Origin of the sequence: Phenylobacterium sp. (genome assembly GCF_013911965.1) — a bacterium.
Classification (GTDB): Bacteria; Pseudomonadota; Alphaproteobacteria; order Caulobacterales; family Caulobacteraceae; genus Phenylobacterium.
On sequence record NZ_JACESE010000008.1, the window covers coordinates 58,329 to 77,802 of the forward strand.

General features: G+C 69.8%; 20 protein-coding genes. 12 read left to right on the plus strand and 8 right to left on the minus strand.

Annotation, left to right across the window (positions count from 1 at the left end; genetic code table 11):
• Nucleotides 1-2 precede the first annotated feature (2 nt).
• Genes H2041_RS09825 through pcaF form a run of 3 tightly spaced genes read right to left on the minus strand, consistent with a single transcriptional unit; the run spans nucleotide 3 to nucleotide 2,663 of the window.
• Nucleotides 3-269, minus strand: a complete 267-nt coding sequence (locus H2041_RS09825) for a DUF3253 domain-containing protein (protein WP_293412120.1) — start codon at nucleotides 267-269, stop codon at nucleotides 3-5.
• Nucleotides 269-1,417 carry an acyl-CoA dehydrogenase family protein gene (locus H2041_RS09830; RefSeq protein ID WP_293412122.1) on the minus strand — a complete coding sequence of 383 codons (1,149 nt, stop codon included), beginning with the start codon at nucleotides 1,415-1,417 and terminating at the stop codon, nucleotides 269-271. The genes H2041_RS09825 and H2041_RS09830 overlap by 1 nt, the downstream gene beginning before the upstream one ends.
• Before the next feature lie 37 nt (nucleotides 1,418-1,454).
• Entirely contained in the window at nucleotides 1,455-2,663 is a 1,209-nt protein-coding gene (gene pcaF / locus H2041_RS09835) for a 3-oxoadipyl-CoA thiolase (RefSeq protein WP_293412124.1), read from the minus strand.
• A gap of 122 nt (nucleotides 2,664-2,785) precedes the next feature.
• Here pcaF and H2041_RS09840 point away from each other — a divergent pair, with 122 nt between their 5' ends.
• The 4 genes from H2041_RS09840 (at nucleotide 2,786) to H2041_RS09855 (ending at nucleotide 5,195) form a co-directional block, all read left to right on the plus strand.
• On the plus strand, nucleotides 2,786-3,235 hold the full coding sequence (locus H2041_RS09840) for a PaaI family thioesterase (RefSeq protein WP_293412380.1): 450 nt from the start codon (nucleotides 2,786-2,788) through the stop codon (nucleotides 3,233-3,235).
• Nucleotides 3,236-3,287: 52 nt separating this feature from the next.
• A complete protein-coding gene (locus H2041_RS09845) occupies nucleotides 3,288-3,542 on the plus strand; it encodes a hypothetical protein (RefSeq protein WP_293412126.1) in 255 nt (84 codons plus the stop codon).
• Complete coding sequence (locus H2041_RS09850) at nucleotides 3,539-4,534, plus strand: MsnO8 family LLM class oxidoreductase (RefSeq protein ID WP_293412128.1); 996 nt, start codon at nucleotides 3,539-3,541, stop codon at nucleotides 4,532-4,534. The genes H2041_RS09845 and H2041_RS09850 overlap by 4 nt, the downstream gene beginning before the upstream one ends.
• A gap of 229 nt (nucleotides 4,535-4,763) precedes the next feature.
• Complete coding sequence (locus H2041_RS09855; protein WP_293412130.1) at nucleotides 4,764-5,195, plus strand: PaaI family thioesterase; 432 nt, start codon at nucleotides 4,764-4,766, stop codon at nucleotides 5,193-5,195.
• A gap of 10 nt (nucleotides 5,196-5,205) precedes the next feature.
• Here the strand turns inward: H2041_RS09855 and H2041_RS09860 are convergent, their stop codons facing one another.
• From H2041_RS09860 to H2041_RS09870, 3 genes are all read right to left on the minus strand, one after another.
• Entirely contained in the window at nucleotides 5,206-5,688 is a 483-nt protein-coding gene (locus tag H2041_RS09860) for a molybdopterin-dependent oxidoreductase (RefSeq protein WP_293412132.1), read from the minus strand.
• On the minus strand, nucleotides 5,685-6,302 hold the full coding sequence (locus H2041_RS09865) for a glutathione S-transferase (RefSeq protein ID WP_293412134.1): 618 nt from the start codon (nucleotides 6,300-6,302) through the stop codon (nucleotides 5,685-5,687). The genes H2041_RS09860 and H2041_RS09865 overlap by 4 nt, the downstream gene beginning before the upstream one ends.
• Before the next feature lie 65 nt (nucleotides 6,303-6,367).
• Nucleotides 6,368-7,645: a nucleoside transporter C-terminal domain-containing protein gene (locus tag H2041_RS09870; RefSeq protein ID WP_293412135.1), complete on the minus strand. Its 1,278-nt coding sequence runs from the start codon at nucleotides 7,643-7,645 to the stop codon at nucleotides 6,368-6,370.
• Nucleotides 7,646-7,813: 168 nt separating this feature from the next.
• On the opposite strand from H2041_RS09870, the gene H2041_RS09875 reads away from it, so the two are divergent.
• Together H2041_RS09875 and H2041_RS09880 are read left to right on the plus strand one after the other, a co-directional pair.
• The gene (locus H2041_RS09875) at nucleotides 7,814-8,233 is read left to right on the plus strand and encodes an organic hydroperoxide resistance protein (protein WP_293412136.1); all 420 of its coding nucleotides are present in this window, start codon (nucleotides 7,814-7,816) and stop codon (nucleotides 8,231-8,233) included.
• Nucleotides 8,230-8,718 carry a MarR family winged helix-turn-helix transcriptional regulator gene (locus tag H2041_RS09880; protein WP_293412137.1) on the plus strand — a complete coding sequence of 163 codons (489 nt, stop codon included), beginning with the start codon at nucleotides 8,230-8,232 and terminating at the stop codon, nucleotides 8,716-8,718. Before H2041_RS09875 ends, H2041_RS09880 begins: the two co-directional genes overlap by 4 nt.
• Here H2041_RS09880 and H2041_RS09885 read toward each other — a convergent pair.
• Complete coding sequence (locus tag H2041_RS09885; protein WP_293412139.1) at nucleotides 8,715-10,790, minus strand: S46 family peptidase; 2,076 nt, start codon at nucleotides 10,788-10,790, stop codon at nucleotides 8,715-8,717. The genes H2041_RS09880 and H2041_RS09885 overlap by 4 nt on opposite strands.
• A 161-nt stretch (nucleotides 10,791-10,951) precedes the next feature.
• On the opposite strand from H2041_RS09885, the gene H2041_RS09890 reads away from it, so the two are divergent.
• The 6 genes from H2041_RS09890 (at nucleotide 10,952) to H2041_RS09915 (ending at nucleotide 18,010) form a co-directional block, all read left to right on the plus strand.
• Complete coding sequence (locus H2041_RS09890; RefSeq protein ID WP_293412141.1) at nucleotides 10,952-12,094, plus strand: ABC transporter permease; 1,143 nt, start codon at nucleotides 10,952-10,954, stop codon at nucleotides 12,092-12,094.
• Entirely contained in the window at nucleotides 12,091-12,840 is a 750-nt protein-coding gene (locus tag H2041_RS09895; RefSeq protein ID WP_293412143.1) for an ABC transporter ATP-binding protein, read from the plus strand. The genes H2041_RS09890 and H2041_RS09895 overlap by 4 nt, the downstream gene beginning before the upstream one ends.
• A 5-nt stretch (nucleotides 12,841-12,845) precedes the next feature.
• Nucleotides 12,846-13,808 (plus strand): efflux RND transporter periplasmic adaptor subunit, encoded by a 963-nt coding sequence (locus H2041_RS09900; RefSeq protein WP_293412145.1) that lies wholly within the window; start codon nucleotides 12,846-12,848, stop codon nucleotides 13,806-13,808.
• A gap of 96 nt (nucleotides 13,809-13,904) precedes the next feature.
• The gene (locus H2041_RS09905; protein ID WP_293412147.1) at nucleotides 13,905-14,810 is read left to right on the plus strand and encodes an SDR family oxidoreductase; all 906 of its coding nucleotides are present in this window, start codon (nucleotides 13,905-13,907) and stop codon (nucleotides 14,808-14,810) included.
• Between the two features lie 173 nt (nucleotides 14,811-14,983).
• Entirely contained in the window at nucleotides 14,984-16,423 is a 1,440-nt protein-coding gene (locus H2041_RS09910) for an MFS transporter (RefSeq protein WP_293412149.1), read from the plus strand.
• Nucleotides 16,424-16,552: 129 nt separating this feature from the next.
• Nucleotides 16,553-18,010, plus strand: a complete 1,458-nt coding sequence (locus H2041_RS09915; protein WP_293412151.1) for an MFS transporter — start codon at nucleotides 16,553-16,555, stop codon at nucleotides 18,008-18,010.
• On the opposite strand, the gene H2041_RS09920 is transcribed toward H2041_RS09915, so the two are convergent.
• A complete protein-coding gene (locus H2041_RS09920) occupies nucleotides 18,007-19,155 on the minus strand; it encodes an Mrp/NBP35 family ATP-binding protein (protein WP_293412153.1) in 1,149 nt (382 codons plus the stop codon). The two genes, H2041_RS09915 and H2041_RS09920, sit on opposite strands and share 4 nt — an antisense overlap.
• Nucleotides 19,156-19,474: the final 319 nt, after the last annotated feature.

Consider the following 19,474-nt stretch of genomic DNA (forward strand, 5'->3'; position numbering starts at 1 on the left):
CCTCAGGCTTCCGGCGCCCCCTCGCCCTCCAGAGGCAGGCGCAGGCGGTAGACGCCCTTGAACTGGTTCGGATCGGCGGGCTTGCCGTGCCGCGTGATGACCAGCCGGCCCTCACGGGCCATGCCGACGGCGACGGCGCGCACCTTGGGCAAGGTGCGCCGCCAGCCTTCCGGATCGGCGGCGCGGGCCGCCTCCTCGGGCGAGATCGACTTGCCGGGCGCGAGGGGCGCCAGCAGGTCGAGGATCACGGTCTCGATGGGATCGGCCATCAGCCGCCGCGCTTCAGCGTCTCGCGGGCGATGACCACCTGCTGGATCTGGCTGGTGCCCTCATAGATCCGGAAGATGCGCACGTCGCGATAGAAGCGCTCGATGCCGTACTCGGCGATGTAGCCGGCGCCGCCGAAGATCTGCACGGCCCGGTCGGCCACCCGACCCACCATCTCCGAGGCGAAGTACTTGGCCGCGGCGGCCTCCATGGTCACGCTCTGGCCGGCGTCGCGCTTGCGGGCCGTCTCCATGGTCAGGGCCTTGGCCGCCAGGGCCTCGGTCTTGGAGTCGGCGATCATGCCCTGGACCAGCTGGAACTGGCTGATCGCCTGGCCGAACTGCTTGCGCTCGCTGGCATAGGCCACGCAGTCGGCGATAAGCCGTTCGGCCACGCCGACGCAGACGGCCGAGATGTGCAGCCGGCCGCGGTCGAGGACCTGCATGGCGACCTTGAAGCCCTCGCCCTCGGCGCCCAGGCGGTTCTCCGCCGGCACCCGGACATTGTCGAAGATGACGTCGCAGACATGGGCGCCCTGCTGGCCCATCTTCTTCTCGGGCTTGCCCACCGACAGGCCCGGCAGGTCGCGCGGGACCAGGAAGGCCGAGACGCCGCCGCCGCCCGGCTTGTTCGGGTCGGTCCGGGCCATCACCGTGAAGAGGTCGGCCTTGTTGGCGTTGGTGATGTAGCGCTTGGAGCCGTTCAGGACGTAGGCGTCGCCGTCCTTAGAAGCCCGCGTCTGCACCGAGGCGGAGTCGGATCCGGCCTCGGGCTCGGTCAGGGCGAAGGAGGTGATGATGTCGCCAGACGCGATGCCCGGCAGGTACTTCGCCTTCTGTTCGTCCGTGCCGAACATGACCAGGCCCTGGCTGCCGATGCCGACATTGGTGCCGAAGGCCGACCGGAAGGCCGGGCTGGTGCGGCCGAGCTCCACGGCCACCAGGCATTCGTCCTCCATGGAGAGGTCGAGGCCGCCGTATTCGGCCGGGATCGACAGGCCGAAGAGCCCCAGCTCCTTCATCTCGGCCACGACGTCGTCGGGCATGGTGTCGGTCTCCGACACGTGCGCCTCCAGCGGGCGCAGGCGTTCGGAGACGAAGCGGCGGACGGTGTCGATCAGCTGATCGCGGGTTTCGGCGTCGAGGGCCATGTCGGTCTTCTTGTCGCTTCTGGAGGTTGTCTTCGGATCAGGCCTTGGCCAGCGCCAGGGCCGAGCCCTGGCCGACGCCGACGCACATGGTGGCGAGCGCGCGTTCGCCGCCACGCTCGTTCATGGCGCGGGCCGCCGTCAGCGCGATGCGCGCGCCAGAGGCGCCGAGCGGATGGCCGATGGCGATGGCGCCGCCGTGCGGGTTCACATGCTCGGCGTCGTCGGGCAGGCCCCAGGCTCGCGTGCAGGCCAGCGCCTGGGCGGCGAAGGCCTCGTTCAGCTCGACCACGTCGAAGTCCTTGGGCGAGAGGCCGAGGCGGCCGCACAGCTTGTCCACCGCCGGCACGGGCCCAACGCCCATGACGCGCGGCGCGACGCCGCCCGAGGCGCCGCCCTCGATGCGGGCGAGCGGCTCGAGGCCCAGCTTCTGCACCATCTCGGCCGAGGCCAGCAGCAGGGCCGCGGCGCCGTCGTTGACGCCCGAGGCGTTGCCAGCGGTCACCGTGCCGTCGGGGCGCACGATGGGCTTCAGCCCCTGCAGGGCCTCCAGCGTGGTGTCGGGGCGCGGGTGCTCGTCCTGGGCGACGACGGTCTCGCCCTTGCGGTCCTTGATGGTGACCGGGGCGATCTCGCCCTGGAAATAGCCGCGGGCCTGGGCGGCGCCATAGCGATGCTGGCTGCGGGCGGCGAAGGCGTCCTGGTCGGACCGCGCGATCTGGTAGTCCGTGGCGACGTTCTCGGCCGTCTCCGGCATGGAATCGACGCCGTAGTCCTTCTGCATCTTCGGATTGACGAAGCGCCAGCCGATGGTCGTGTCGAAGATCTCCGCCGAACGGGAGAAGGCGCTGTCGGCCTTGCCCATGACGAAGGGCGAACGGGTCATGCTCTCCACCCCGCCCGCGATGACCAGGTCGGCCTCGCCCACGGCGATCATGCGGGCTGCGGCGATGGTCGCATCCAGGCCGGAGGCGCACAGGCGGTTGACGGTGATGCCCGGCACCGAGCTCGGCATTCCGGCCAGCAGCAGCGCCATGCGGGCGACGTTGCGGTTGTCCTCGCCGGCCTGGTTGACGCAGCCATAGACGACTTCGTCGACCTGCTCCCAGTCCACCTTGGGCAGGCTCTCCATCAGGGCCTTGATCGGATGGGCGGCCAGGTCGTCGGCGCGGACCTTGGCGAGCGCCCCGCCGTAGCGGCCGATGGGGCTGCGCACACCAGCACAGAGATAGACGGTCCGGCCTTGCATCATCGTTCCTCGACCCCTAGGCCACGCGCAGCCGCGCGGCCGGTTTGTTGCGGGCGCGCAAACTACTGTTCGAACGCGTGCGGGGCAAACCCGCCATGTGGGCATACGAGGGGATCAGGGACATGGATGGCGGCGGCGAAGACGATCGCGGCGTGATCAAGGACGGCGAGTGGGCCGGCTGGCGCACCTGGGAGGGCTCCGATCCGTTCGAGGATCACGCCGGGCCCTTCTACTTCCGCTACGACGCCGACGGCACGCCGCGCTGCGCCTTCCGCGCGGAGAAGAAGCACATGAACGGCGGCGGCTTCATGCACGGCGGCTGCATCATGACCTTCGCCGACTTCTCCCTCTTCGCCATCGCCCGCGACGCCCTGGAGGGCCAGCACAGCGTGACGGCCACCCTGAACGGCGAGTTCGTCGGCGCCGTGCCCCTGGGCGCGCTGGTCGAGGCCACGGGCGAGGTGGTGCGCGCCGCCCGCTCGCTCGTCTTCGTGCGCGGCCTGATCACCACCGGCGGCGAGCCGGTGATGAGCTTCTCCGGCGTCATCAAGAAGCGCGGGCCACGCAAGTGAGCCTTGCGGCGCGGCGGCGCCGCGCCATCTCTTGCCGGTGAAGGACGGTGCGATGAACGAGACCAAGAAGCCCAATCTCGGCCAGATCGCCATGGGCGCGGCCCTGGCGCTGATCGCCGGGCCCGTGGCGCTGTTCAAGGCGGTCGAGCTCGCCTTCTTCTTCACCGGCGTGGCGCCGGACCGGTGGATCACGCCGGCCGAGCCCACGGCCATGCCGGTCTCCATCGTGGTCCTGATCTTTTCCGGCCTTGCGGCGGCCTATGGCGTGCGGATGATCGCCCGCGAGCTGAAGTCGCCGCGGGCGTGAGCTTGCTCTCGGTCCTCGACCTGTCGCCCGTCAGCGGCGACAACACCCAGGCCCAGGCGGTCCGCGAGAGCCTGGAGGTGGCCAAGGCCGCCGAGCGACTCGGCTATCACCGCTTCTGGGTCGCCGAGCACCACAATATCGGCGGGCTCGCCTCGCCTGCGCCGGAGATCCTGATCGCGGCCCTGACCCAGGTGACCTCGACCATCCGCCTGGGTTCGGGCGGGGTGATGCTGGTCAACTATTCGCCGCTGAAGGTGGCCGAGGTCTTCATGGAGCTGGAGGCCCTGGCGCCGGGCCGCATCGACCTCGGCGTCGGCCGGGCCCTGGGCGCCGACGGGCGCACGGGCGCGGCCCTGCGCTCCTCATCCTCGGAGGCTTTCCCGCACTATTTCGCCCTGCTGAACGCCTGGCTGCTCGACGCCGCCGGCAAGGAGCCGATCGGGGCCGACCATCCGGCGCACGACATCCATGCCCATCCCAAGGGGCCGAGCCATCCCGACCTCTTCATGCTCTGCTCCTCGGCGGAAAGCGCAGCCTTCGCCGGCCAGGCGGGCGTGGGCATGGTCTTCGCCGAGTTCATCGCCCGCAGCGACGGCGGGCCGGCGGTGGCGGCCTACAGGAACAGTTTCCGCCCCTCCCCCTTCCGCGAGACGCCCTGGGCCGGGATCGCCACCATCGCGCTCGCAGCCGACGACCATGACGAGGCCGTGCGCCTGGACGCGCCGCGGCGGGCCTCCAGCCTCGCCACCCTGACCGGCCAGCGCCAGCGCTTCCCCTCCATCCCCGACGCCCAGGCCTACCTCGCCCAGTTCGCCGGCGACCCGCGCCTAGCCGACATCGAGGCGCGCAGCATCGTGGGCGAGGCGTCGGACGTCCGCGCCCGGCTGGCGGAGAAGGCGCGAGAGGCCCGCGCCGACGAGCTCCTCGTCATGGCCTCGGGCCCGACGCTTGCGACCCGCATCCGCTCCCTGGAGCTGATCAAAGCGGGGTGAGAGTCTCGGCGCCTGCAGCTATGCCTCCCGCCACAGCAAGCCCCCTCCGGCCCTTCGGGCCACCTCCCCCACGCTGAGGGGGAGGATCTGCTCAGCGGTCGTCGCCAGCTCGGCGCAAGATGCTCCCCCTTCCAGGGGGAGCTGGCGCCGAAGGCGGCTGAGGGGGTCTGCGGCCCATCGGCCTCATCCCACGCTGGCGTCGCCGCATGTTTCCAGCTTAGCTGTCGCCATGCCCGCCACGACGAACAACACCAGCCGCGAACGCCTCAACGACGCCAATCTCGGCAAGCTGCCCGGCCACCTGGGCCTGGAGATCGTCGAGGTCGGCGACGGCAAGGTCGTCGGCCGCTTCAAGGTGCGCGAAGACCTGGTGGCGCACACCGGCTTCCTGCTCGCCGGCGCGGTGCTGTCGGTCGCCGACATCCTCTGCGCCTATGGCGTCTCCACCGCCTGGCCGGAGGGGGCGAGCGGCTTCACCACGGCGGAGGTGAAGTGCAACTTCGTCGGCACGCTGCGCGAGGGCGAGGTCCTCTGCACGGCCACCATGCTGCACGGCGGCCGCACGACCCAGGTCTGGGACGCCCGCGTCGAAGACGCCGCCACCGGCAAGCTGATGGCGGCCTTCCGCTGCACCCAGGTGATCCTCTATCCGAGGGCGTAAGGGTCGAATCCTATTCCGCCAAACGGTGGTCGATCGCCACCACCTGACGGACGCTGCGCCAGGGACGGATGTCGTCGTCGACGACCAGCCGCCAGGGGCCTTCCTTGTCCGGCAGGGGCTGGCCGTCGAGGCGGTCGGCCAGAATAACCACGTCCTCGTGCAGCGCCTTGTCGGCCTCGGCGGCCGAGAGCACCGCGGCATAGCCGTCGGCGCCGCGGACGACGAGATAGCCCTTCATCGGCTCGCCGTGCGCGCGCATGCCGACCGGCAGGCCGGCCGCCCGCATGACATAGGCGAGCGCCGGCCCCTCATAGACCTGCGAACCGGAACCGCCCGCCACGGTGACGGTGGCGCGCGGCAGGTCGGCCAGGGCGGCGGCCGTGACGGCGGCCGAGGTCCCGTCGGCGCGGGTCACCCTCAGATCCTGGGCCAGCGCCGGCGCGGCGGCGGCGAGCAGCGCAACGGCGGCCAGGGCCGGAATCAGCCGCCTCATTTGGCGGTCTGCACCGACTCGCGCGCCCGCATGGCCTCGAGCCAGCGGTTCACATGGGTCAGTTCCTCCGGCGGCCGGAACTTGATCATCCGGGCGAAGTCGATGGAGGCGAAGGCGACGATGTCGGCGATGGTCAGGCGGTCGGCGGCGATCCACTCGCTCTCGGCCAGGCGGCGGTCGAACACCTTCAGCGCCTTGGTCCCGGCTTCGACGTTGTACTCGCCGATGGCGGGGTTCTGCTTCTCCAGGGCCGCCAGCGCCGGGTGGCCGTGGCGGACGGCCATCATCAGGGGCGTGGCCACCAGCATCTCGGCCCGGCGGGTCCACATCTCGATGATCGCCGTCTCCTTGGGATCGCGGCCCATCAGGTTGGGTTCGGGATAGACGCTCTCCAGATAGCGGCAGATGGCCAGCGACTCGGTGATGCAGGTGCCGTCGTCCATCTCCAGCATCGGGACGTTGGCCAGACCGGCCTTCTGCAGGTAGTCGGGCTGCTTGTGAGCGCCCTCCAGCAGGCTCACCGAGACGATCTCGACGTCGTTGATGCCCTTTTCGTGCATGAACAGGCGGACTCGACGCGGATTGGGCGCGAGTTGGGTGTCATAGAGCTTCATCTGGTTCCTCCCGGACTGGCCGCCGAAAGAGGCGCCGTGACGCTGCGGCGGTCAAGCCGTCGCGGTCACAGGCCGAAGAGCTCGCGGGGCATGGCGCCGACGACGGCGGCGGTCATGCAGGTGGCCAGGAACCCGGCCAGCAGCGCCTTCCACACCAGGCCGATGATCTCGGCTCGGCGTTCGGGCATCAGCACGCCCATGCCGGTCACGGTGATGCCCACCGAACCGATATTGGCGAAGCCGCAGAGCGCATAGGTCATGATCATGCGCGTCCGCTCGCCCATCTCCTCGGGCGGCACCCCGCCCAGCTGGATGAAGGCGATGAACTCGGTGAGCATCAGCTTGACGCCCAGGAGGTAGCCGGCGCGCGGCGCCTCCGACCACTCCACCCCGATCAGCCAGGCGAGCGGGGCGAAGACGACGCCCAGGATCCGCTCCACCGAGATCGGCGCGCCGGCCACGTCGGGGAAGACGCCGAGCAGGCCGTTGGCGATGGCCACGAAGGAGACGAAGACGATCAGGATGGCCGAGATGTTCAGGGCCACGGTCAGTCCGTCCATCGTGCCCTTGCTGATGGCGTCGATGGAGGAGTCGTACTTCAGGAGCGAGCCATAGTCGGCGTAGTAGCCGCCGACGCCCTTCTTCTCCGGCACCATGATGCGGGCCAGCAGCACGCCGGCCGGGGCGGAGATGATCGAGGCGACCAGCACGTGGGCCGCCGCATTGGGCAGCACTTCGCGCAGGATGGTGGCGTAGGCGACCATGGTCGAGCCGGCGACGGTGGCCAGGCCCACCACGATCATCAGGAAGACTTCCGAGCGGGTCAGCTTGTCGAGATAGGCGCGGATGACGATCGGGCTCTCGATCATGCCCAGGAAGATGTTCACCGCCACGGCCAGAGCCGAGGCGCCGCCCAGGCCCATGGTCTTCTGGAAGACGAAGCCGAAGCCGCGGGTGACCCACTTCAGGATCTTCCAGTGCCAGAGCAGGGCCGACAGGGCGGAGATGACCAGGATCAGCGGCAGGACCTGAAAGGCGAAGACGAAGAGCGCGCTCTCGTTGGTCACCTCATAGGGCTGGGCGCCGCCGCCCATGTAGCCGAAGACGAACTGCGTGCCCTGGGCCGTCGCCGCGGCCAGGCCGTCGACGCCGTCATTGATCGCGCGCACCACCGAGCGGGCGCCGGGCAGGCCGAAGAGGAGCAGGACGAGCACCACCTGCACCGCCAGGGCGCCGAGCGCCAGACGCCAGGGGAAACGGGACCTGTCCTCCGACAGGGCCCAGCAGACGAGAAGCACGAGGGAGAGCCCCAGCAGGCTCTGGGCGTTTTCCGGCCGGAACATCAAGCATCCTTCAAGCCCGGCGCCCGAGTCGCGACGGCTTCGTGAACCCCTTGAAAAGGATGCCTTCTCCGCGCGCAAGGGCGGAGAGGTCGCAGAAAGTCGGGCGCCCACCCTTGCGGCACGTTATATTGCGCACAATCTAATTGTGCACTATCAAAGGAGATGCCCATGTCCGCCATCTATGAAACCTGCGCTCGCGCCGTCGGCGGCCGCGACGGCCACGCCGAAACGCCCGACGGCCTGCTGAAGGTCGACCTCGCCATGCCTCCCGAACTGGGCGGCAAGGGTAACGGCACCAACCCTGAACAGCTCTTCGCCGCCGGCTACGCCGCCTGCTTCGAGAGCGCCATGCGCTACGTCGCCCGGCAACAGAAGCTCGGTCTGAAGAACGCCTCGGTGACCGCCACCGTTCAACTGCACCCGCGCGACGGCGGCGGCTTCAAGCTGGCGGTCAAGCTGGATGCGGAAGTGGAGGGCCTCGACGAGGCCGCCGCGCGCGGACTGGTGGAGACGGCCCATCAGGTCTGCCCCTACTCCAACGCGGTTCGTGGCAATATCGACGTGGAACTGACCACGGCGGTGTTGTGAGCAAGACGACCAGCGAAGCTGAAGCGGCGGGCGGAGGGGTCGATCCTCTCCGCCTCGACCTGCAGCTCTGCTTCGCCCTCTACGGCGCGAGCAACCGCATCACGCGGCTCTACCGGCCCCTGCTGGAGCCCCTCGGCCTGACCTATCCGCAGTACCTGGTCATGCTGGGACTTTGGGAGCGGAGCCCGCGCACGGTGGGCGAGCTGGGCGAGGCGCTGGGCCTCGACAGCGGCACGCTGACGCCGCTGCTCAAGCGCATGGAGGCCTCGGGCCTCGTCACGCGCGCCCGCGATCCGGCCGACGAACGGCGGGTGCGGATCAGCCTGACGGAAACGGGCGAAGCCCTGCGCGCCGAGGCTCGGGGCGTGCCCGCCGCCATCGCCTGCCGGCTGGGCGGCGACCTCTCCGAGATCATCGCCCTGAGGACGGCGGTCCAGGCCCTGAACCGCCGCCTCGACGAGGCTGAGGCGACCGACCGCGACTAGCGGCCCATCAGCTCCTTCACGAGCGCCTCGCGGCCATAGACCTTCTGCAGGGCCTCGGTGGCCGCCGCGGTGGCGACGACGACCGTGCGGTTGATCTCGCCGTCATAGCCGTAGGCGCCGCCCAGCGAATGGATGTTGCCGTCGAAGGCTGCGCCCAGCACCTCGCCCTGGGCGTTGACCACCGGCGAGCCGGAATTGCCGCCGATGATGTCGTTGGTGGTGACGAAGTTGTAGACCGTGTCCATGTCGAGCCTGTCCTTCGCCGCCACCCAGCGCGGGGCGAGCTGGTAGGGCTCCGCGCCCGTCGCGCGCTCATAAAGGCCTTCGAAGGTGGTGGTCGCCGGCACGGTCTGGCCGCGATAGGTCCAGCCCTTCACCTGGCCGTAGGAGAGCCGCAGGGTGAAGGTGGCGTCGGGATAGACCTGGTCGCCATAGGCGGCGAAACGGGCGGCGGCGATCCGTTCGGCGGCCTGCGCGGTCGGAGCCTCCACCTCCGTCTCCCACGTCTCGCGCACCTGGCGGGCCATGGGATCGATGCGCAGGGCGAGCTGGATCATCGGGTCTTCGGAGGCCTGGATGGCGGAAAGCCCGCCCTCCCACAGCGCCTTGCGCACCGCCGGATCGTCCAGCTTGGAGCTCGCCACCAGGCGCTCGGCGAGGCCCTCCGGGCTCTCCTTGCCCAGCAGCAGCTTGGTCGCCGGATCGTCGGTGGTCAGGTATTCCCGAGTCTTGGAGAGCCAGAAGGAGAGGTAGAGCTCCTCGAGCGCCTTATCGACCGGACGCTCGTCCAGCAGTTGCTTCTCCAGGAGCGGCAGGCGCGCCTCGGCGAACTCGGCCATGCGCTCGGCGTTCGGCTTCTCGCGCTCCTGAGCCGCACGCACCAGCGCCCGGGCATAGTCGAAGAGGTCCGAATAGGAGCCCGCCCCGGCCTCGATCTGGCGATAGCGGAGGTAGTTGTCGGCATAGGCGCGCTGCGCCGCCGCCACCTCGGCCCACGGATCACCGATCTCGGCCTTCAGCTTCGGGTCGGCGGCCACGCGGGCCTTCAGCTCGGCCTCGGCCTGTTCCTTGGCGGCCATGAAGTCCGGATCGTTCAGCGCGAACTGCCGGCCGAAGAAGACCTTGAAGCTGTTTTCGACGCCGAACAGCGGATCGGTGGCGATGCGCTTGTTCTCCGCGCTCTCCTCGGAGAAGCGGATCAGCCGGCCGCGCAGCTCCGAGCGCTGCAGCTGGCCGACGGGGATGGCCAGGTCGCGCTGTGTCTCCAGCTGGGCCACCGTCAGCAGGCGGTCGGTCGAGCCCGGATTGCCGGAGACGAAGGTCGCCTCCCCGGCCTTCGGCGCACGGGCGACCCAGGTCAGATGCTGGGGCGTGGCCACCGGCTTGCCGTCCTCGTAGAGCCGCACGAAGCCGACATCGAGGTTGTAGCGGGGGAAGTTGAAGTTGTCCGGATCGCCGCCGAAGAAGGCGGTGGCGAACTCCGGCGCGAAGACCAGGCGCACGTCGGCGTACTTGCGGTACTTGTAGAGGCGGTACTGGCCGCCGCGGTAGAGGCTGACGACCTGGCAGCGATAGCGGTCGTCGCCCGCGCAGCCTTCCTGCTCGAGCCTGGCGATCGCCGCGTCGCGGGCGCGCACGAAGGCCTGGCCGTCCAGCCCCTCGCCGGCCAGCTGGATCTGGTCGGTGATGTCGCGGCTTTCGACGAGGATCTCGGCCTGCATGCCGGGGCACTTGCGCTCCTCCTCCCGGCTGGCGGTGAGGAAGCCCGACTGCACATAGTCGGTTTCGCCGCTGGAGAGGTCCTGGACGCATTCGACCACGCAGTGGTGGTTGGTCAGCACCAGGCCCTGGCCGGAGACCACCGAGGCCGAGCAGCCGTTGGTCAGGCGCACGGACGCCGAGCGCACCCGGTCGAGCCAGGCCTGGTCGATCTTCACGCCATAGGCCGCCTCCACCTTGTCGGCGGGGAAGTTGTCGAAGGTCCACATGCCCTCGTCGGCGGCGGCGGGGACGGCCGAAAGGGCGAGAAGGACGACGCCGCTGGCGGAGGCGGCGAGAGCGGAGCGGAGCATGAAGCAAGCCTTTCGCGGAAGACCCGGGCCCTGAAAGGGCCCGTTTTGTCCGCCGTAACAGGCGTCACAGTCGATGGCTACCGGCCGAGCGCCGCCTTACCTCGATTTAACTTGGGTTGAGCGCCCGGCGCGGCCACTCCTTGGGCGCGAGGAGGACGGGCATGTCACTGGCTCTGGCCACACTGATCTACGAATGGCGGCGCTATCTGGCGGCGGTGATCGCCCTGGCGTTTTCGGGCCTGCTGATCCTCGCCCAGGTGGGCATGTTCACCGGCATCGTGCAGGCGGCGACCGCCACCATCGACCGCTCGCGCGCCGACCTGATGGTGCTGCCCGCCCAGTCCGAAAGCCTGATCAACTCCGGCTCCAACGGCCTGCCGCGCAGGCTGCTGCCGCAGATGTACCTGCATCCCGAGGTCGTGGCCGTCGCCGCCCTCGACGGCGCGGGCGGCCGCTGGATGAACACGCCCGAGGAGGGCGAAAAACGCGTCACCCAGTTCGTTCAGGTCGACGTGGTCGACACCACGCCCGGCGCCGTCACCCTGCCGGTGGACTACCCCGAGGAGGTGCGGATCGCCCTGCTGGAGCCCTACGCGGCCGTCATCGACCGGAGCAGTCAGGCGCGGCTGGGCGTGACGCTGAACGACCAGGCGACGATCAACGGCAAGACGGTTCATATCCGCGCCTTCCTCGATGGCTATCCGTCGGTGAACCAGCCCTCGGTGGTCGTCTCCCGCGACACCCTCCGCCTGCTCGGCATGGCCGACGATGGCGAGAAGGTCGGGCCTCTGATGATCCAGCTCAAGGATCCCGCCCGGGCCGAGATCGTCCGCGACCAGCTCAACGCCGTGGCCGACGACCGCTACCGCGCCTGGACGCGCGCCGAACTCGCCAAGGCCAACGAGGGGGCGCTGATGAAGGAGCAGATCATCGGCATCATGCTCGGCTTCTCGGTCTTCCTCGGCTTCCTGATCGGCGTCGGCATCACCTCCCAGACGCTCCGCGGCGCCATCCTGGCCAATATCAAGGAATTCGCCAGCCTGCGGGCCCTGGGCGTCTCCATGGGATCGCTGCGCCTGATCGTGCTGGAGCTCTCCTTCTGGGTCGGGCTGGTGGGGCTCGCCGCCACAGCGGTCTTCACCTTCCTGATCTCGCTCCTGGCCAAGGGCGCCGGCATGCCGATGGGCTTCCCGGTGGGCTGGGTCACCGGCGTCGCCATCCTTCTGCTGTTCATCTCGCTCGCCTCGGGCCTCATGTCCCTGGGCGTCCTCAAGAAGAGCCAACCGGCGGACCTGCTGCGATGAGCCCTCCCCTCCCCCACGGCGACGCCCTGCGCGCCACCGGCCTCACCAAGCGCTTCAAGACCGGCCGCACCTATATCGAGGTGCTGAAGTCGGTGGACTTCGACGCCCGCCACGGCGACCTGACCATGGTCATGGGGCCGTCCGGCTCGGGCAAGTCGACCCTGGTCGCCTGCCTGTCGGGCCTGCTGCGGCCGGACGAGGGACAGGTCACCGCGCTGGGCCAGGACCTGTGGAACCTGAAGACGGCCCGGATCGACCGCTTCCGGCTCGACCACTGCGGCTTCATCTTCCAGGGCTTCAACCTGTTCTCGGCGCTTTCGGCCCTGGACCAGGTGACCACGGTGCTGAAGCACACCGGCCTCACCAAGGACGAGGCGCGCCGGCGGGCCCGCACGGCGCTGGAGGAGGTGGGCCTGGGTCACCGCCTGAACATGCGGCCGGCGGAGCTCTCCGGCGGCGAAAAGCAGCGCGTGGCCATCGCCCGGGCGCTCGCCAAGTCGCCTCGCCTGCTCTTCGCCGACGAGCCCACCTCGGCGCTGGACGGCGAGAACGGCCAGATCGTCATCAAGCTGCTGCAGCGGGCCGCCAAGGCGCACGGGGCGGCGGTGATCTGCGTCACCCACGACCCAAGGCTCGAGGCTTACGCCGACCGCATCATCCACATCGAGGACGGCCGCATCCTGGACGACCGGCGCACGGCGCACGGCTCCTCGGCCGCCCCGCAACCCTCCCTGATCGAGGCCTGAACGACATGCCCGCCTTTTTCCGACGCAAGACCGTCTGGTTCGCCGCCGCCGCCGTCCTGGTGCTGGGCGGGGGCGCCTTCGTCCTCGCCAGCCAGGCGCAGGACAAGAAGGAAGCCGAAGCCGCCCAGGCGGCCAAGGCCGCGCCGCAGAGCCCCTTCGTCGCCATCGCCAACGGCAAGGCCGACGTGGAAGGCGGCCTGATCCAGGTCGCCGCCCGCAGCGCCGGCATCGTTCGCCAGGTCCTGGTCCAGGAAGGCGATCAGGTGAGCCAGGGACAGATCCTCGCCCGGCTCGAGGACGACGAGCCCCGACTGTCCGCGCAGCGCGCGGCCGCCGAGGTCGAGCAGGCGCGCGCCCAGATCGCGCTCACCCAGGTCGAGATCTCCACCGCCAACCGGGAGTACGAGCGGCTGAAGGCGCTCGCGCCCTCCAACTTCGTCGCCGGCCAGAGGCTCGACCAGGCGCAGGATGCGATCCGCTCCGCCGAGGCCCGTCTGCGCGCCCAGCGGGCGGCCGTGGCGACCGCCGAGGCGAGGCTGGCCGAGGCCAACTACAATCTGGAGCTGACGGTGATCCGCGCGCCCGCCGACGGCACCATCGTGCGCCGCTACGCCAATCCGGGCTCGGGCGCCTCCACCCTGAACGTCTCGACCATGTTCGACCTGGAGCCCGCCGGCCAACGGATCGTCCGGGCCGAGATCGCCGAGGGCGCCCTGCCCCACGTGGAGGTCGGCCAGACGGTGCAGATCGCCTCCGAGGCCGATCCGGCCGAGACCTATCAGGGCAAGGTCATCCGCCGCGCCGCGGTGTTCGGCGCCCGCAAGCTGGTCTCCGACGACCCCACCGAGCGGACCGACGATCGCGTGGTCGAGGTGGTGGTCAGCGCCGACGGCGCGCCCTTCCTGGTGGGCCAGCGGGTGCTGGTGAAGTTCCTGCGCGAGGGGGCGCAGCTGGCCCAGGCGAGCTGAGCGCCGCGCGCCGCAGCGCAGCAGCGCCTTGACGCCACAGGGTTTGGCCGCGCACAACCGCGCCCGATTTCCTTCACCTGATCTCGGGAGACTTCCATGGCGGACATCCGCTTCGACGGCAAAGTGGCCATCGTGACCGGCGCGGGCGGCGGCCTGGGCCGTCAGCACGCCCTCGAACTGGCCCGGCGCGGCGCCAAGGTCGTGGTCAACGACCTGGGCGGTTCGGTCGACGGCTCGGGCGGCTCCTCGGCGGCGGCCGACGCCGTGGTCGAAGAGATCAAGGCGGCCGGCGGCGAAGCCATCTCCAACGGCTCCTCGGTCACCGACGACGCCGGCGTGGCCAACATGGTCAAGCAGACCATGGACCAGTGGGGCCGCATCGACATCCTGGTCAACAACGCCGGCATCCTGCGCGACAAGACCTTCGCCAAGATGGAGATGGCCGACTTCGAACTGGTGGTGAACGTCCACCTGATGGGCACGGTCAAGCCGACCAAGGCCGTCTGGGAGATCATGCGCGAGCAGAACTACGGCCGCATCGTCTGCACGACCTCCTCCTCGGGCCTCTACGGCAACTTCGGCCAGTCCAACTACGGCGCGGCCAAGCTCGGCGTCATCGGCTTCATGAACACGCTGCGCCTCGAGGGCCAGAAGAACAACATCCACGTCAACGCCATCGCCCCGGTGGCCGCCACGCGGATGACCGAGAACCTGATGCCTCCCCAGGTGCTGGAGCGGCTGAAGCCGGAATACGTCACGCCGGGCGTCGTCTATCTCTGCTCGGAAGAGGCCCCCACGGGCGCCATCCTGACCGCCGGCGCCGGCGCCTTCGCGCTCGCCCGCATCTACGAGACCGAGGGCGTCTATCTCGGCGAGGGCGGCCTGTCGGTCGAAGAGGTGCGCGACAACTGGTCGAAGATCACCGACCCCGAAGGCCAGCAGGCCTACAACGCCGGCGGCGAGCAGAGCCAGAAGTTCTTCCGCAAGATGTCGGGCGGCTGATCCGCCTGAGCGTTCGGCCTATTCGCGAACGGGCGGCCCCAGCGGCCGCCCGTTTTCGTTTTGGGGCGCGGCCTGCGTGAATCCCCTTGCCTTGGCATAGGTTATCGCGCGTAACCTAGGCCCAAGGATGCGCCCGACAGAGGCGTCACCAATCGACATGGGGAGACGCCCGCGTGGCCCAGACAGACGCAGCCGCGGCTGCCACTTCGCGACAGCTGAAGCTGTCCACCATTCTTGCCTTCGCCTGCACCAGCCTGCCGCTGTCGGCGCTGACCATCGCCATGGCGGTCTATCTGCCCCGGCACTTCGCCGCCGAGATCGGCATCAGCCTGGCCGCCGTCGGCTCGGCCTTCGCCCTGGTGCGGCTGATCGACATTCCGCTCGACCCGCTGCTCGGCCTGGCCATGGACCGGACGCGGACGCGGTTCGGCCGCTACCGTCTGTGGACGGTGATCGGCGCGCCTGTCCTGATGCTGGCCATCTACATGCTGTTCATCTCGCCCTCGGGCAGCGTGAGCGGTCTGATCTTCTGGCTGCTGGTGCTCTATCTCGGCACCTCGATCCTGCACCTCTCCCACGCCGCCTGGGCCGCGACTCTGGCGCCCAGGTACAATGATCGCTCGCGAGTCTTCGCCATCATGACCGCCGTCGGGGTGATGGGGTCTGTGCTGGTGCTGGGCATGCCCTTCCTGGTCGCCGCCCTGGGCATGGAGGAAGGCGCCGGCGTCCCGGCCATGGGCTGGTTCGTCCTGATGCTCACCCCCCTCGCCGTCTGGCTGGTGGTGGCGGTGACGCCCGAGAAGATCGCCCCCGACGTACCGGGCCAGCAGTTCCAGCTGAAGGAGTACTGGCGGCTGATCGTGCGCCCCTCCATGGGCCGCATCGTGCTGGCCGACCTCTGCCTGTCGCTCGGCCCGGGCTGGATGAGCGCCCTCTACCTCTTCTTTTTCACCGACAGCCGCGGCTTCACGACCAGCCAGGCCAGCGGCCTTCTCGGCGTCTACATCCTGGCGGGTTTCGCCGGCGCGCCCCTGCTCGGCCGCCTGGCCATGCGGATCAGCAAGCATCGGGCGGTGATGGTGGCGACGACGGGCTACGCGGTCTCGCTCGTCGTCCTGCCCTTCCTGCCCAAGGGAGACCTGCTGGTGGGCGCCTTCCAGATGTTCACGGCCGGCTTCCTCGCCGCAGGCTTCCAGGTGCTGACGCGGGCCATGACGGCCGACGTCGCCGACGAGGTGCGGCTGGAGCAGGGCAAGGAACGCTCGGGCCTGCTGTACGCCATCACGACCCTGACCTCGAAGATCTCCGGGGCGCTGGCCATCTTCCTGACCTTCACGGTGCTGGAGCGCGTCGGCTACGAGGCCACCCACGGGGCGGTCAACACGCCCGAGGCGATCCGCGGCCTGGAACTCGCCTTCCTGATCGGCCCCATCGTCTTCGTCGCCCTGGGGGGCCTCTGCTTCATCGGATACAAGCTGGGCGAGGACGAGCACAGCCGCATCCGCGACGCGCTCGACGAACGCGACGCCCTCTACGACCAGGCGCCGGTGATCGACACGCTGGCCGGCGAGCCGTCCATCCCCACCCCGCTGGTCGAGCCCCGACAGAGCTGAAATACCAGTGTTTTTTGATGGCGCCCGCTTGCGGAACCCCGCGCGCGGGCGTCTTCTTGCGCGCATAATCGCGCCGCCTCGCGGTTCCCCTCGGGACGACGCCAAAACGATAGATTTGGAGACGTTCCAGTGAATTCAGCCGCCAGGGGCGCGACAGCGTCCGCCGGGGCGGGACGCCTGTCCCTGCCCGCCGTCCTCGCCTTCTCCTCCACCGGCGTTCCCGTCACCGTCCTGGCCCTGGCGCTCGGCGTCTTCCTGCCGCGCTACTTCGCCGGCCATATCGGCATCAGCCTGGTGGCGGTGGGCGCAGCCTTCACTATCGTCCGCCTGATCGACATCGCCTTCGACCCCTTCATCGGCGCGGTGATGGACCGCACCCGCACGCCCATCGGCCGCTACCGCCCATGGATGATCGCCGGCGTCCCGGTGATGATGCTGGGGGTCTACAAGCTGTTCAACCCGCCGGTGGGCGCCGGTGAAGGCTATCTGATCCTCTGGCTGCTGGTGATCTATGCGGCCCTGTCGATCCTGACGCTCGCCCACGCCGCCTGGGCCGCGGCCATCGCCACCAGCTATCACGACCGCTCGCGCGTCTATGGCTGGATGCACGCGGTCGGCGTCGCCGGCTCGGTGGGCCTGCTGCTGCTGCCCGTGCTGACCGGCGGCCGCGTTGAACCCGGCACGGGCGAGAGCATGCCGACCATCGGCTGGATCATCATCATCGGCATTCCGCTGACCACGGCGCTCTGCGTGCTCTTCTCGCCGGAGAAGGTGGCGCCCAAGACGGCCCGCGAGACCTTCGACCTGAAGGAGTACTGGCAGGCGCTGAAGCGCCCCGAGATGGTCCGGCTGATCGCCGCCGACCTCGCCCTGGCGCTCGGCCCCGGCACGACGGCGGCGATCTACGTCTTCTTCTTCCACGACGCCAAGGGCTTCACCTACGCCGAAACCTCGATCCTGCTGGTGCCCTTCATCGGCGCCGGCCTGCTGGGCGCTCCGGTCTGGGCGGCCATCGCCCAGAGGTTCGGCAAGCACCAGACCCTGATGGGGGCGGCGGTCTGCTACGCCGTCTTCCAGACCATCCTGATGGCCATTCCCAAGGCCCTGTTCGTCCCCACCGCGATCGGCATGTTCGCCGTGGGCTTCACCTCCAGCGCCTTCATCCTGCTGGTCCGGGCCATGGTCGCCGACGTCGGCGACGCCATCCGCCTGGAACAGGGCAAGGAGCAGGTCGGCCTGCTCTACGCCATGGTGACCAGCACCCAGAAGGTGGGCGCGGCCATCTCGGTCGGCATCATCTTCCCGGTCCTGTCGCTGGTCGGCTACAACGCCGCCGACAATGCGGTGAACACGCCCGAGGCCATCTTCGGCCTGGAGATGTGTTACCTCTTCGCGCCGATCGTCTTCGTGCTCGTCGGCGGCGCCTGCTTCTTCGGCTATGGGCTGAACGCCGAGCGCCACGCCGAGATCCGCGAGAGGCTGGACGCCCGCGACCGCGCCATCGAGATGGAAGAGCCCATCACCGAAAGCCTCACCCTGTCGGCCACCCTGCCCGACGTGCCGGTGGAGCCCCGGCGCGCCGACTAGGCCGGCTGACGCTCCAGCGCCAGGCGGACCCGTTCGGCCGCCTGGCGGAAGGCGCGCGCCGGGACGCTCTGCGGGGCGACGGCGGTCAGAGGCCGGCCGTCGTCGCAGGCCTGCCGCAGGGCCACGTCGATGGGGATCTCCGCCAGCAGGGGCACGCCCAGCCGCTCGGCCTCCCTGGCCGCGCCGCCCTGGCCGAAAATCGGGATCGGCGCGCCGGTCGAGGGATCGGCGAAATAGGCCATGTTCTCGATCACGCCCAGGATCGGCGTGCCGGTCTTCTGGAACATGGAGGCCGCGCGGCGCACGTCGATCAGCGCCACCTCCTGCGGCGTGGAGACGATGACCACACCGTCGAGCTTCATCTTCTGGATCAGGGTCAGCTGAATGTCGCCGGTGCCCGGCGGCAGGTCGACGACCAGAATGTCCAGCGGCGCCTCTTCCGAGCCCCAGGCCACCTCGTGCATCATCTGGCGCACGGCCGAGGAGGCCATGGGACCGCGCCAGATCATCGGCGCATCCTCGTCCACCAGGAAGCCGATGGACATCACCTTCAGCCCCCAGGCTTCGAGGGGGATGAGCTTCTTCTCGGGATGGTATTCGGGATCGCCGTCGGCCCCGAGCATGCGGGGCGCGGAGGGGCCGTAGACGTCGGCGTCCAGCAGGCCCACCCGCAGGCCGAGCGCCGCGAAGGCCGCCGCGAGATTGACCGACGTGGTGGATTTGCCCACGCCGCCCTTGCCGCTGGCCACCGCGACCACGCGCCGCACATGCGGCGGACGAACGGCGTCCGCCGGCGGCGCGGGGCGGGCCTGGGGATCGGGCGCCAGCCGCGCGCCCTTGCGCACGCGGGTGACTCCCGGCGCCGGCGGCGGGGGTTCGGCGGAGCCCTCGGCGTTGGTCAGAACCACCTGGGCCCGCGCGACGCCCGGAACGCTCAAAAGCGCCTGTTCTGCGGCTTCCCGGACCGGGCCATAGGCCTCGAGCTGGCCAGCCGGAGCCTCCAGCATGAAGCCCGCCCGGTCCTCGCGCAGCACCAGGCCCTGCACCAGGCCCGCCTGCGCCAGGCCCTTGCCGGTTCGCGGATCGCGCACCTGGTCGAGGGCGGCCAGCACGGCGTCGCGATCGGGCTTGGGGGTCTGGTTCATGTCGTCTTCGGCTTGCTTTGGCGGCTAGGGCGTCTCATATCCGGCTGACAGCGCCGGTTTACAAGTCCGCCTCGGCGGACCCACGATCGCGGCCGCGCCGAGACACGAGACGTCCCTAGAACGACGCGACCCAGAAAGACGACGCACAGAACGAATGCCCTGGAATGACAATGTGAACCCCGGTCCCTGGGGGAATCCCCCGCCGCAAGGCGGTGGCGGCGGCGGCGCGGGAGGCCCGGGCGGACCGGGCGGACCCCGGCGGCCCGGACCTGGCGGCCCGCGCGGCCCCCAACCCGACCTCAACGCCCTGCTCGAACGC

Bases quoted from the DNA above. Each gene is read 5' to 3' on its own strand.
- H2041_RS09825 (WP_293412120.1), bottom strand. From the start codon at position 269: ATGGCCGATCCCATCGAGACCGTGATCCTCGACCTGCTGGCGCCCCTC.
- H2041_RS09830 (WP_293412122.1), bottom strand. From the start codon at position 1,417: ATGGCCCTCGACGCCGAAACCCGCGATCAGCTGATCGACACCGTCCGC.
- pcaF (WP_293412124.1), bottom strand. From the start codon at position 2,663: ATGCAAGGCCGGACCGTCTATCTCTGTGCTGGTGTGCGCAGCCCCATC.
- H2041_RS09840 (WP_293412380.1), top strand. From the start codon at position 2,786: ATGGATGGCGGCGGCGAAGACGATCGCGGCGTGATCAAGGACGGCGAG.
- H2041_RS09845 (WP_293412126.1), top strand. From the start codon at position 3,288: ATGAACGAGACCAAGAAGCCCAATCTCGGCCAGATCGCCATGGGCGCG.
- H2041_RS09855 (WP_293412130.1), top strand. From the start codon at position 4,764: ATGCCCGCCACGACGAACAACACCAGCCGCGAACGCCTCAACGACGCC.
- H2041_RS09860 (WP_293412132.1), bottom strand. From the start codon at position 5,688: ATGAGGCGGCTGATTCCGGCCCTGGCCGCCGTTGCGCTGCTCGCCGCC.
- H2041_RS09865 (WP_293412134.1), bottom strand. From the start codon at position 6,302: ATGAAGCTCTATGACACCCAACTCGCGCCCAATCCGCGTCGAGTCCGC.
- H2041_RS09870 (WP_293412135.1), bottom strand. From the start codon at position 7,645: ATGTTCCGGCCGGAAAACGCCCAGAGCCTGCTGGGGCTCTCCCTCGTG.
- H2041_RS09875 (WP_293412136.1), top strand. From the start codon at position 7,814: ATGTCCGCCATCTATGAAACCTGCGCTCGCGCCGTCGGCGGCCGCGAC.
- H2041_RS09885 (WP_293412139.1), bottom strand. From the start codon at position 10,790: ATGCTCCGCTCCGCTCTCGCCGCCTCCGCCAGCGGCGTCGTCCTTCTC.
- H2041_RS09890 (WP_293412141.1), top strand. From the start codon at position 10,952: ATGTCACTGGCTCTGGCCACACTGATCTACGAATGGCGGCGCTATCTG.
- H2041_RS09895 (WP_293412143.1), top strand. From the start codon at position 12,091: ATGAGCCCTCCCCTCCCCCACGGCGACGCCCTGCGCGCCACCGGCCTC.
- H2041_RS09900 (WP_293412145.1), top strand. From the start codon at position 12,846: ATGCCCGCCTTTTTCCGACGCAAGACCGTCTGGTTCGCCGCCGCCGCC.
- H2041_RS09905 (WP_293412147.1), top strand. From the start codon at position 13,905: ATGGCGGACATCCGCTTCGACGGCAAAGTGGCCATCGTGACCGGCGCG.
- H2041_RS09920 (WP_293412153.1), bottom strand. From the start codon at position 19,155: ATGAACCAGACCCCCAAGCCCGATCGCGACGCCGTGCTGGCCGCCCTC.